Origin of the sequence: Erythrobacter sp. (assembly GCF_038133525.1) — a bacterium.
In the GTDB taxonomy this organism is placed as follows: Bacteria; Pseudomonadota; Alphaproteobacteria; order Sphingomonadales; family Sphingomonadaceae; genus Qipengyuania.
The window spans coordinates 1-6,028 of record NZ_JAYPTL010000106.1; the positions used below are offsets into that span (position 1 = coordinate 1).

Genomic DNA, 6,028 nt, shown 5'->3' on the forward strand with positions numbered 1-6,028 from the left:
GACCGCACCCATTTCGCGCAGGTACATGCGCACAGGGTCATCCGTCCGCTCGCCCGCAGCGAGTTTGCGGGTGGTGGTGGCCGCCTTCTTTACCGGCTTGCCGTCATCATCATCGTCGTCGTCATCGTCGTCGCTGTCATCAGCGGCGATTTCACCGACTTCGCCATCGGCTTCTTCGGCAGCTTCGGCATCTTCATCGGTCTCGACGATCTGCACGCCCATGTCCGACAGCGCCGACTGGATGTCTTCGATCTGGTCGGAACTCATCTCGCCCTGCGGCAAGGCGTCGTTGAGCTCGTCATATGTGACGTAGCCCTTCTTCTTTGCCTTGCTGATGAGCTTCTTGATCGAGGCCTCGTTGAGATCGATCAGCGGTGCGTCGTCCTTGTCGCCGGACTTCGACTTGGTGGCCATAAATTAAGTCAACCCAATCTTGCGCCGCACCCGGGCCCGACACCCACCGCGGTCATGAATCCGAATCGCCAGTCGCTGCAGCCTTGCGCCGCCCGAACTGCTTCAATCGCTCGTTAAGGGCCAGCAAGCGCTCGCGCAATCTGCCCTGTTCGGCGATGGAACCTTCCGGGTCGCGTTCGAAGCGCGCAGTCGCCTCCGCCAAAGCGGATTCGAGCGCGGGCCTTTCGACCAGCAGCGACACAGCCTCGGCCAAATCCTCGCGCGCATCACCCGGGTCGATGCCTTCATCAAGGAAGGCGAAATGAGCTTTCTCGGGTGGGGCAGGCAGGCCTTGAAGCTGCGATATGGGCGATTGTGTGCGCAAATCAAGCGCCTCGGCTGCTTCCAGCAACGAATCGATCGCAGGGCCGACATTTTGGTCACGCCGGGCAAAGTCCGAAAGGGCGTGTTCGTGCCGTGCGATCTGGTCGGGGAAGCGCATCAGGCCGGCCAGCACCGCTCGCCCAAGGGAGTCGCGGGCTCCGCCGGACATGGCGCGGCGCAAGCGGTCTGCAGCGCGTGGGTCGAGCGTAGGAGCCTGTTGTTTCCAACCATCCTTCTTCCACTCGCGACGAGGGGTGAATTCGCGCTGCGGGCGCGGTGGGAAGGCGAAGGCCGAGAAACGATCGGACAGTTCGCGCTTGTAGAGCGCGCGGATATCGGGGTGCTGGATCGCCTCGACATGATCCATCAGCCGCGCCTTGAGCCCGGCCTTGTCCTCGGGCGAGTTGAGTGGTCCGGCCGCTTTCTCGAACTCCCACAGCATGTCGAGCAGGCTGACCGGCTCCCCCAGCAGTCGCTCCAGCGCAGCGACGCCTTGCTCGCGCAGGAGGTCGTCCGGGTCGAGGCCTGCTGGCAGTCTGACGATCGCAAGCGAATGCCCGGGTCGCAGCAAGGGCAGTGCGCGCTGGATGGCCCGCATTGCGGCACGTTGGCCGGCGTTATCGCCATCGAAACACAGAATCGGTCGCTCGACCTGGCGCCAGAGCATTTCGATCTGATTTTCCGTCAGCGCGGTGCCCAGTGGTGCAACTGCTTCGCGAATGCCCGCATTGGCGAGGGCGATTGCATCCATATAGCCTTCGACGACAATCATCCGTCCGCTCTGGCGTGCTGCGGGCGCGGCGCGGTGGAGATTGTAGAGCGTGCGCCCCTTGTCGAACAGCGGGGTGTCGGGGCTGTTGAGGTATTTCGGTGCGTTGGGGCTGACATCAGCGTCGAGGATGCGGCCACCGAAAGCGATCACGCGGCCGCGCGCATCGTGGATCGGCAGCATCAGCCGCCCGCGGAACCGGTCGTATGGCTCTTTCTCCTCAACCGCGATCCGCATGCCGGATTCGACCAGCATTGGTTCCTCGAAGCGGGCGAGGGCGCGTTTCAGCGCTTGCCGGTCTTCGGGTGCGAAGCCGAAGCCGAATTCCCGAACGATCGCCTCGGAAAACCCCCGGCGACCCAAATAGGCGCGGGCATGGGCGCCCTCTGCACCGCGCAGATTGTGCTCGAACCACTCCTGCGCGGCGGTGGTAACATCGTGCAGGCTTGCGCGCCGCTCTGCCCGCTCGGCTTCACGGGGATCAGGGCGGGGGACTTCCATCCCGGCTTCAGCCGCCAGTTCCTTGACCGCATCCATGAAGGGCAGCCCGCGCTGGTCGGTCATCCAGCGGATCACGTCGCCATGCGCCTCGCAGCCAAAGCAGTGGTAGAAGCCCTTGGCGTCGTTGACGTAGAAGCTCGGTGTCTTCTCGTTATGGAACGGGCAACAAGCCTTGAACTCGTGCCCGGCCTTGGTCAGCCGCGTGGTACGACCGATCACCGCGGACAGGGTAATCCGCGCGCGCAGTTCGTCGAGCCATTGGGGTGACAGGGCCATAAGGTCACAGACCTTATAGGTCGGACGGGGGCAGGGCTAGCGTGCGGTTCGAAGCTCCACAGGCTTGTCCGCAGGCGATATGCTCAGGAAAGCGCTTCCTTCACCAGCCCACTGGCCTTGCTCATATCAAGCGTCGCACCGTGACGGCCCTTAAGCTCGCCCATCAACCGGCCCATGTCCTTCATGCCCTCGGCCCCGATCTCAGCCTTGATCGCAGCGATCGCGGCGCGGGTTTCCTCCTCGCTCATTTGCCTGGGCAGGAATTCCTCGATGACTGCCAGCTCGACCTTTTCCTTGTCGGCAAGCTCCTGCCGACCGCCAGCCTCGTACATTTCGATCGATTCGCGGCGCTGCTTGGCCATCTTGAGCAGCACGTCGGTTACCAGTTCGTCGTCTTCGGGCTTCTTGGCGGCCGTGCGCAACTCGATATCGCGATCCTTGATCTTCGCGCCGATCAGGCGGAGCGCGGCCGTGCGATCCTTGTCCTTTGCCTTCATAGCGGTGACGGTTTCGGCCTGGATGGTCTCGCGGAGCATGAATCTACCTGTGTCGCTGGATATTGAACTCGTGCGCTCATTTAGGGCCAAGGGCGATAAAGCCAAGCCTTGTGGACAAAGGCGGGTTGACGGGACTCGTCGGCATCCCTAGCGGCAGTGACTTAGCACACATCGCCGGAAACCCCTGACTCGGAGAGCCCATGGCCCTGTCCGCATTTTCGCACGCGCAACCCAAGGGCGCGACTGGAGTCCTCGTATTTGCGGACGGGACGACCATTTGGGGTAAAGGCTTCGGCGCTACCGGTTCTGCGGTGGGTGAAGTCTGCTTCAACACCGCAATGACCGGGTACCAGGAGGTGATGACCGATCCCTCCTACGACAGCCAGATTGTCACCTTCACCTTCCCGCATATCGGCAATGTTGGCGCGAACGAGGAAGACGTGGAGAGCCGCGGCCTCGGCGCGGTCGGGCTGGTAGTGCGGCAGGAAATCACCCCGCAATCGAATTTCCGCGCACAGCAGGAATTTGTCGACTGGTGCGTGGCCCATGGCAAGATCGGCCTGTCGGGTATCGATACACGCGCATTGACGCGCCGTATTCGCCTGAACGGCGCGCCCAACGCGGTCATCGCGCATAGCCCGCGCGGCGAATTCGACCTCAAGGCGCTCAAGAAGCAGGCAGCCGGATGGAGCGGACTTGAAGGGCTCGACCTCGTTCCCGGCGTGACCCGCGACAGCCAGGAGGACTGGCGTGGTGGGCATTGGCAACTGGGCTTCGGCTATTCGGAAGGCGGCGCGTCACGCCCGCACGTCGTCGCCATCGACTATGGCGCGAAGGACAATATCTTCCGAAACCTGGTGAAGGCGGGGGCCAAGGTCACCGTGGTGCCTGCGCGCACTTCGCTGGAGGACGTCCTTCGGCTCAAGCCCGATGGCGTGTTCCTGTCGAACGGACCGGGTGACCCAGCGGCTACGGGTGAATATGCTGTGCCAGTGATCAAGGGCCTGCTCGATCAGGACATCCCGCTGTTCGGTATCTGCCTCGGCCACCAGATGCTCGGCCTTGCCGCCGGGGCCAAAACCGCAAAAATGCACCAGGGTCACCGCGGCGCGAACCATCCGGTCCAGCGCGTCGGCGGAGGCTGGGGCGCAAGCGAGGGACTGGTTGAGATCACCAGCATGAACCATGGCTTCGCAGTCGATGCTGACACGCTGCCGCCCGAAGTTGAGCAGACGCACGTCTCGCTGTTCGACGGCACCAATTGCGGCATTTCGATCAAGGGCAAGAAGGCTTTCGGCGTGCAATACCATCCCGAGGCGAGCCCTGGACCGCAGGACAGCTTCTACCTGTTCGAGAAATTCGTGAGGATGCTGGGGTGAACCAAGATCCGATGGTCACACACGCCGAGGTTTCGACTAAGGTAAGCAGCGCGACAACGCCGGCGCTGCTCCTTTCATTCGCTGCAATGTCGGCTGGGTTGGCGCTGTTGATTTTCGGTCCTGACAATGCGGCGCAGTTCGGAATAGGGCTTCTCATTGGGGGGCCAGTATTGGCCGCGCTTCAGATAGTTTTCTTTACGTTTTTTGATCGAGACCGTTTGCACACCGAACGGCATCTCGAACAAAGAGCCATTATCGAACGGATGCCCCCCGCCATTGGCGATTCAAAAAGCGTCAGAGTGATTGAAGGCTCAGGAGCCGTCCGGCCGAACCCAGCAATGGGAGGCGATGATGCTTCGTAACTTCCTCTTGAATTATGACCCATTTTCTACTGATCCAACACCGCAGAGGCTCTTGGAGTTCGTTAAGTCCAATGCGCTGACCTATCAGTATCTTCACGCGTTTCCTGGCACTTTCATCATTAAGTCACGCGCTGAATATCCCCAGATGCTGAATTCATATCGTGGGTTTTTAGCTGGCAATTATATGCTTTTGACCGAGGTCAGCCCGATGATGGTCGGAGGCCATATGCATGATTGGCAATGGCAGTGGCTCAATAATCCAAACCCACCACTCATCGAGAATCAAAGCTAATGCCTAAACGCACTGACATCTCCTCGATCCTCGTCATCGGCGCCGGGCCGATCATCATCGGTCAGGCTTGCGAATTCGACTATTCGGGCACGCAGGCGATCAAGGCGCTGCGCGAGGAGGGATACCGGGTCGTCTTGGTCAACTCCAACCCCGCCACGATCATGACCGATCCGGAAATGGCCGACGCGACCTATGTCGAGCCGATCACGCCCGAGGTAGTCGCCAAGATCATCGAGAAGGAACGTCCCGACGCGCTGCTGCCGACCATGGGCGGGCAGACCGCGCTCAATTGCGCGCTCGATCTCGAGCGGATGGGTGTGCTGGAGAAATTCGGCGTCCAGATGATCGGCGCCAATGCCGATGCGATCGACAAGGCCGAGAATCGCCAGCGTTTCCGCGAGGCGATGGACAAGATCGGCCTCGAAAGTGCGCGCAGCGGCGTTGCGAATACGGTCGACGAGGCCTTTGCAGTGCTCGAAATGACCGGCCTCCCCTCGATCATCCGCCCCAGCTTTACGCTTGGCGGGACCGGCGGCGGCATCGCCTACAACAAGGCCGAGTTCGAGAAGATCGTCCGCGAAGGCCTCGACGCATCGCCTACCACCGAGGTTCTGATCGAGGAATCGCTCCTCGGTTGGAAAGAATATGAGATGGAGGTGGTGCGCGACCGCAAGGACAACGCGATCATCATCTGCTCGATCGAGAATGTCGATCCGATGGGTGTGCACACCGGTGACTCGATCACGGTGGCGCCGGCGCTGACGCTCACCGACAAGGAATACCAGATCATGCGCACGGCCTCGATTGAGGTGTTGCGTGAAATCGGCGTAGAAACAGGTGGTTCGAACGTACAGTTCGCAGTCAATCCGAAGGATGGCCGCCTGATCGTGATCGAAATGAACCCGCGCGTCTCTCGGTCCTCTGCGCTGGCATCCAAGGCCACGGGCTTCCCCATTGCCCGCGTCGCGGCGAAGCTGGCGGTTGGCTACACGCTCGACGAGATCCAGAACGAGATCACCGGCGCGACTCCGGCAAGCTTCGAACCGACCATCGACTATGTTGTGACCAAGATCCCACGCTTCGCCTTCGAGAAGTTCAAGGGATCGAAGGCGGAGCTGTCGACCGCGATGAAGTCAGTCGGCGAGGTCATGGCGATCGGTCGCTGCTTCCAGGAG

Annotated in this window: 7 protein-coding genes; 4 read left to right on the top strand and 3 right to left on the bottom strand. The window is 61.4% G+C overall.

The window, feature by feature from the left end:
• The 3 genes from AAFM29_RS16435 to AAFM29_RS16445 form a co-directional block, all read right to left on the bottom strand.
• Positions 1–414: RNA polymerase sigma factor region1.1 domain-containing protein (locus AAFM29_RS16435; protein ID WP_341713832.1), on the bottom strand; the 414-nt coding region annotated here is incomplete at its 3' end.
• A gap of 52 nt (positions 415–466) precedes the next feature.
• The gene (gene dnaG / locus AAFM29_RS16440) at positions 467–2,323 is read right to left on the bottom strand and encodes a DNA primase (protein WP_341713833.1); all 1,857 of its coding nucleotides are present in this window, start codon (positions 2,321–2,323) and stop codon (positions 467–469) included.
• Positions 2,324–2,406: 83 nt separating this feature from the next.
• Positions 2,407–2,859 (bottom strand): GatB/YqeY domain-containing protein, encoded by a 453-nt coding sequence (locus AAFM29_RS16445; RefSeq protein WP_341713834.1) that lies wholly within the window; start codon positions 2,857–2,859, stop codon positions 2,407–2,409.
• 161 nt (positions 2,860–3,020) lie between these two features.
• Here AAFM29_RS16445 and carA point away from each other — a divergent pair, with 161 nt between their 5' ends.
• From carA to carB, 4 genes are all read left to right on the top strand, one after another.
• A complete protein-coding gene (carA, locus tag AAFM29_RS16450; RefSeq protein ID WP_341713835.1) occupies positions 3,021–4,199 on the top strand; it encodes a glutamine-hydrolyzing carbamoyl-phosphate synthase small subunit in 1,179 nt (392 codons plus the stop codon).
• On the top strand, positions 4,196–4,561 hold the full coding sequence (locus tag AAFM29_RS16455) for a hypothetical protein (protein ID WP_341713836.1): 366 nt from the start codon (positions 4,196–4,198) through the stop codon (positions 4,559–4,561). The genes carA and AAFM29_RS16455 overlap by 4 nt, the downstream gene beginning before the upstream one ends.
• A complete protein-coding gene (locus tag AAFM29_RS16460; RefSeq protein ID WP_341713837.1) occupies positions 4,551–4,853 on the top strand; it encodes a hypothetical protein in 303 nt (100 codons plus the stop codon). The genes AAFM29_RS16455 and AAFM29_RS16460 overlap by 11 nt, the downstream gene beginning before the upstream one ends.
• Positions 4,853–6,028: carbamoyl-phosphate synthase large subunit (carB, locus tag AAFM29_RS16465; protein WP_341713838.1), on the top strand; the 1,176-nt coding region annotated here is incomplete at its 3' end. The genes AAFM29_RS16460 and carB, both read left to right, overlap by 1 nt.